Annotated in this window: 2 protein-coding genes and 2 pseudogenes; all 4 read left to right on the forward strand. The window is 61.9% G+C overall.

All coding sequences use genetic code 11. From position 1 onward, the window contains the following. The first annotated feature begins 16 nt into the window (after positions 1-16). The 4 genes and pseudogenes from KO516_RS12680 to KO516_RS12695 all read left to right on the forward strand — a co-directional run bounded on the left by KO516_RS12680 (position 17) and on the right by KO516_RS12695 (position 5,007). Positions 17-1,247 (forward strand): annotated as a pseudogene (locus KO516_RS12680) (IS3 family transposase). Between the two features lie 18 nt (positions 1,248-1,265). Then, positions 1,266-1,804 (forward strand): annotated as a pseudogene (locus KO516_RS12685) (IS5 family transposase); the annotation flags it as partial. Between the two features lie 219 nt (positions 1,805-2,023). Next, the gene (locus tag KO516_RS12690; RefSeq protein WP_216004160.1) at positions 2,024-2,611 is read left to right on the forward strand and encodes a transposase; all 588 of its coding nucleotides are present in this window, start codon (positions 2,024-2,026) and stop codon (positions 2,609-2,611) included. Continuing rightward, complete coding sequence (locus KO516_RS12695; RefSeq protein ID WP_216004161.1) at positions 2,512-5,007, forward strand: cation:proton antiporter; 2,496 nt, start codon at positions 2,512-2,514, stop codon at positions 5,005-5,007. Before KO516_RS12690 ends, KO516_RS12695 begins: the two co-directional genes overlap by 100 nt. The last annotated feature ends 100 nt before the right edge of the window (positions 5,008-5,107 follow it).

Below are 5,107 nucleotides of genomic sequence, written 5' to 3' on the forward strand. Positions count from 1 at the left end.
AACGAAGGGACGGACAATGAAGCGAACGAGATACAGCGAAGAACAGATCATCCACTGCCCGGCAGGCGCATTCGCAGAATGCTGCCGAGAGGGGGCATTTTGACCGAACATGAGGCCGGCGCGAAGTGCGCTGATCTGTGCCGCAAACACGGGATGTCGGAAGGCACCTTTTATGCCTGGAAGGCGAAGTTTGGCGGGATGACGGTTTCCGACGCCAAGCGGCTGAAGGCGCTTGAGGATGAGAACACCAAGCTGAAGAAGTTGCTGGCGGAACAGATGCTGGATGCTGCGGCGATGAAGGAACTGCTCGCAAAAAAATGGTAGAGCCCGCCGTGAAGCGCGAAGCCGTTGCGCATCTTCAGGCCGAGCTGGGCCTGTCGGAGCGGCGGGCCTGCCGCCTCGTTGGGGCAGATCGCAAGATGATCCGCTACCAGTCCATCAGGCCGCCCGAGACGGAGCTGCGCCAACGGCTGCGGGATCTGGCCAATGAACGCCGCCGGTTTGGCTATCGGCGTCTGTTCGTGCTGTTGCGCCGCGATGGCGAACCGTCAGGGATCAACCGTATCTACCGGCTGTATCGAGAAGAAGGGCTCACGGTGCGCAAACGCCGGGCCAGGCGCAAGGCAGTAGGAACCCGGGCACCGATCCTGGTCGAGGCACGGCCAAACGCCCGGTGGTCGTTGGATTTTGTTCACGACCAGCTCGCTTGCGGGCGGCGCTTTCGCATCCTCAACGTCGTCGATGACGTCACCCGGGAATGCCTCGCGGCCATTCCGGACACGTCGATCTCCGGGCGCCGTGTGGCGCGTGAACTTGCCGCCCTGATCGAACGGCGTGGCAAGCCGGGCATGATTGTCAGCGACAACGGCACCGAACTGACCAGTAACGCGATCTTAACCTTTGCTACGGAGCGCAAGATCGAGTGGCACTACATCGCACCGGGTAAGCCCATGCAAAATGGCTTCGTAGAGAGTTTCAACGGACGCATGCGCGATGAACTTTTGAACGAGACCATGTTCCGGAACATGGCCCACGCCCGTGCCGTGATCCTGGACTGGACCGCCGACTTCAACGAAACACGCCCGCATTCGGCGCTTGGCTATCAGACACCAAAGGAATTCGCCGAACACCTCACCACCGCAACCGACACCCGCACTGCGCCAGCTGAAAGCTCCGCACGGATGTCGGTTGCTCCACCTGCGCCAATCGGCGTATCAACCCAAAGGACTCCGGTTCCGGCTGGATGAAAGTTCAGTGGCAGGGCAGCCCAGATGATGATGGGACTGGCGGCTGACCACGGCGAAGAGAAGACTGTCATGATCGACGCGACTTACCTGAAGGCACACCGGACAGCGACCAGCATGGGCGTAGAAGAGGGGGGCGCGGACGGCTGATCGGTCGCACCAAGGGCGGCATGCACACCAAGCTGCACGCCGTCTACGACAGCCAAGGACGCCCGCTCAATCTGCTCGTCACCGCCGGTCAGGTCAGCGATTATATCGGAGCGCGGGCGCTGCTCAGCAGCTTGCCGAACATCGATTGGCTTATTGGCGACGGAGGCTACGACGCCGACTGGTTCAGAGAAGGGTTGAAAGACAATAGGATACGCGCCTGCATCCCCGGCCGCAAGCAGCGCAAGACTACCGTAAAATACGACAAACGTCGCTACAAACGCCGCAACCGCATCGAGATCATGTTCGGCAGACTCAAGGATTGGCGGCGTGTCGCAACCCGATACGACAGATGCCCAAAGGTGTTCCTGTCCGCCAACGCTCTCGCCGCAACCGTCATGTTTTGGCTATGAAACGGCGCTGTTGCACAAATCATCTGAAGGCCGGAGTTCCCCTCTTATCTTTCCCGGTAGGACGTCACCGTTCGCGGAACGTCTCCCCGGAGCGCCTGCAATGTGGGATGTCTGGGTGGGGATCGGGCCGTAGTTCCCTTGGGCTTTTCAGGGCCGTGGGAAAGCTGGGTCGGTCCCCTTTATAGGTTTTGGTCCTGAACAGATGAAGGGGAGTCCTTGATGTCCCGCATGAGAGGAAAGGCAACGCCTAGCAGGAGCAGTCCGGCCGCCGTCGTGGTCGGTATTGATGTCAGCAAGAATTGGCTCGACGTGTTCCTGCACCCTGACGGGGAGCGGCTGCGGGTCGAGAATGATACAGCCGGAATCCACAAGCTCCGAACACGGTGCTTGGCGGTATCGGCCAAGCTGGTGGTGATGGAGGCGACGGGGCGATACCATCGTGCGGCGCATGTCTGTCTGCACGCTGCTGGTGTTCCAGTCGCGATCATCAATCCATACCGATCCCGGCGTTTTGCGGATGTCCTTGGCCGTCTTGCCAAGACCGACGAGATCGACGCAGAGGTTCTTGCCCGGTTCGCTGTCGTCATGGAGCCGACTCAGACCGAACCGCCGCCCCCGCGGTCTCCAGCCTCCAGATTCCACACAGCCTCCGCCGATCGCGCCGATAACGCGGATGCGTCCGGGGAAATTTCTGGTATTCCCGGCGCATGGATATCATTCTCGTCACCACAGTCATTGCATCGCTCTTTCTGGTCATCGGTGCCGCCGAACCTTTCGCTGCGCGCCTGCGGCTGCCTTACAGCGTGATCCTTGCGGTTCTTGGTATACTGATCGGGATCGGCGCGACCTTCTTTCTGAGAACGGAACTGACGGACGCGCTAAACCCGGTCGCCGAGGCGATCCTCGGGCTGCCGATCCGCTCCAACGTATTCCTCTACGTCTTTCTGCCGACGCTCCTGTTTCAGGCGACATTGGGGATGAACTTGCGGCGAATGCTAGACGATTGGGTCCCCATCCTGGTCCTTGCAATCCTTGCCGTCTTCGTGGCCACGATTTCCGTAGGCTACGCCCTTTCCTGGGCCAGCACGATTCCTTTGGCGGCGTGCCTCTTGGTGGGCTCCATCGTGTCAACCACCGACCCCTCGGCGGTGGTTTCGATATTCCGCTCCATCTCGGCACCGCGGCGCCTGGCGCGTATCATCGAGGGCGAGAGCCTTCTGAACGATGCGGCGGCCATCGCCCTGTTCGGCCTGTTCATGGCCTTCGTAATGCTGGGCCTCCCGGACCCGAATTTAGCTGATGCCCTGGCGCGGTTTCCGGTCCTCGTGGCTGGCGGTGCGGTGACCGGCTGGCTGGCCGCACGGATCGCCGTCTGGGTGATGGCACTGTTCAGCCGTCACGAATTGGCACAGGTCTCGATCTCTGTGGCGTTGCCCTACCTGGCCTACATAGTGGCGGAGCAGAGCGTCGGAGCGTCGGGCGTGATCGCGGTAGTGACCGCCGGCTTGACTCTCAACCTGACGGCTCCCGGGCGCCTCCCTCCTCAATCATGGGCGAACCTTCGCGAATTATGGGGCGTGCTGGCTCATTGGGCCGGCGCCCTCATCTTCATTCTTGCCGCGCTGTTGATCCCAAGGCTGCTTGAAGAGGTCCGGCTCGCAGACCTTGTCTTGATCGGCGTGGTGATCCTTGCAGCCGTTGTCGCGCGAATGGCCATCTTGTTCGGCCTCATGCCGCTTCTGACGGCGCTGAAGCTTTCTCCGGCCGTCGAGCGTCCCTACAGGGTGGCGATCCTATGGGGTGGCCTCAGGGGGGCGGTGACGCTCGCCTTGGCTCTGGCGGTCACGGAAAGCGTCCATGTGCCGGCCGATATCCAGCGCCTCGTCGGCATCCTCGCCACGGGGTTCACACTCTTCACTCTCGTGGTTCAAGGCACCACGCTGCGCTGGGTCATCGGCCGACTGGGCCTCGACCGATTGTCTCCGATTGACGAGGCCCTCTCCAGGCAGGTCGTTGCAGTTGCCTTGCAGACTGTCCGTGAAGATGTCGCGCGGACCACCGAGAACTACGACCTCAACCGCGAGACCGTTCGGACGGAAGCGAAGCGGTTCGGCAAACGTCTGGACGCGGCGGTCAAGGAGGCCGAAGCGAGCGCCGATATCCTGGAGCGCGATCGCATCGCTCTGGGCTTGATCGCGTTGGCTGGCCACGAGCGTGATACGATCCTCGAACGGGTGCGCGAACGGACCATCTCGGCCCGAATGGCGGAACTTGTCCTGTCTAACGCCGACCGGCTGATCGAAGGGGCGCGCACGCAGGGCCGTAGCGGATATCAACGCGCGGCCCGGCGAAGCGTCTCCTACGGATCGGCGTTTCGCGGCGCGGTTTTGCTGCATGGGCGACTGGGTTTTTCAGCCCCGCTCGCACGTATGACGGCCGACCGGTTCGAACTGCTGTTGTCGCAACGCCTGATCCTGCGTGATCTGGGGGCCTTCATCGATGGCCGCATCCGGCGAATTCACGGCAGACGGGTTGCAGAATTGCTGCACGAATTGCTGGCCCGGCGGATCGAGGCAATCGAGACTGCGCTGGACGGTCTAAGGCTGCAATATCCCGGTTATGCGGAGGAAATCGAACGGCGCTTCATCCGCCGCACTGCGCTGCGGATGGAGGAGCGAGAGTATGTGGCCATGCGTGAAGACGGCCTGATCGGCACCGAGGTTTACACAGCGCTCATGCAGGAGCTGGCAACGCGCCGGGTGACGGTCGAGGAACGTCCCACTCTGGACGTCGCGGTCCAGCGGGTGGCGTTTGTCCGACATTTCCCGCTCTTCGCCGATCTCGAGGAAAGTGACATGAAGAGCATGGGGCGGGCGCTCGCGACACGCTACGCCGATGGTGGCGAGGTGCTTCTTCGCAAGGCGACCCCTGCCAGAAGTGTCTTTTTCATCGCGTCGGGCGCGGTCGAACTGGAAAGCGCGGGCCAGAAATGGCGCTTGGGGCGCGGGGAGATGTTCGGCCAGATGGCCATCTTGACGGACAAGGCGCGCCGGGCCGATGTCCGTGCCATCGCACCGACGACGCTGCTTGTTCTGGAAGAGGATCGGTTCAGACGTTTGCTCAAGCGGAGCGAAACCCTTCGCGCGGCCGTTCGTGCCAGTGCCGACAAGCGCGGAATCGATCCGGTAGATCTGCTGCCGTGACTCTGTCCGGTCGGAAGCATCCTACTGACGGGCATCCGTTTGATAACAGCTCTGCGCCGAGGGCCGACCAGGTGGGTCTGAGCTAGGGTCAGGATTCATA

Origin of the sequence: Citreicella sp. C3M06, assembly GCF_018860705.1 — a bacterium.
GTDB lineage: Bacteria > Pseudomonadota > Alphaproteobacteria > Rhodobacterales > Rhodobacteraceae > Salipiger.

Excerpts from the sequence above, each read along its gene's own strand:
- KO516_RS12695 (WP_216004161.1), top strand. The coding sequence starts at position 2,512 with ATGGATATCATTCTCGTCACCACAGTCATTGCATCGCTCTTTCTGGTC.
- KO516_RS12690 (WP_216004160.1), top strand. The coding sequence starts at position 2,024 with ATGTCCCGCATGAGAGGAAAGGCAACGCCTAGCAGGAGCAGTCCGGCC.